This is a genomic window from Shigella sp. FC1567 (assembly GCF_001743015.1).
In the GTDB taxonomy this organism is placed as follows: Bacteria; Pseudomonadota; Gammaproteobacteria; order Enterobacterales; family Enterobacteriaceae; genus Escherichia; species Escherichia coli.
Map to the genome: position 1 here is coordinate 1 of NZ_MIIV01000393.1, position 481 is coordinate 481.

General features: G+C 53.0%; 1 protein-coding gene. It reads right to left on the bottom strand.

Features of this window, described 5'->3' with window-relative positions:
• Positions 1-19: 19 nt before the first annotated feature.
• On the bottom strand, positions 20-481 hold a 462-nt coding region (locus tag BHE85_RS18490; protein WP_052939195.1), incomplete at its 5' end, for an ISL3 family transposase.

A 481-nucleotide genomic window follows, 5' to 3' on the forward strand; every position in this document is an offset into this window, starting at 1 on the left:
CCGATCATGGTGGGAAGGCTTAGAACGCCATATTCAGTTTCCCATAGTGGAACATCACTCCCAGCTTAAAGCGCTCCCGGTTGCGGTAGCCCTTGGCTTTTATTCTCAGCAGCCTGATCTTGCTGTTCAGTGCTTCCGCATTTCCGTTTGATACGCCATGGCGCATGGCGTTCAGGATACCGTACAACCTTTTCCCTATCGTTTTAGCCACATTCTTCATCATGGGGACGTCACTGTTGGCCGCCAGCGACAGCCATCTCTGCCAGTCGTTGCGTCTTTCCTCGCTCCATGGTCTGCTCCAGATATCCTTTGCCAGTTCTTTCAGCGCCCAGCACAGGCTCGTCAGCTTCATCTGCGCACGCAGCCATATCAGCTTTTCCTGCCTGGATTCGGTCATCCATTTATCGCTGTGCTGCCACAGGAAGCGAGTTCCCTTTGCCTGACGACGACTTTCAACAGGAAGATGCGGATGTTCATTCTG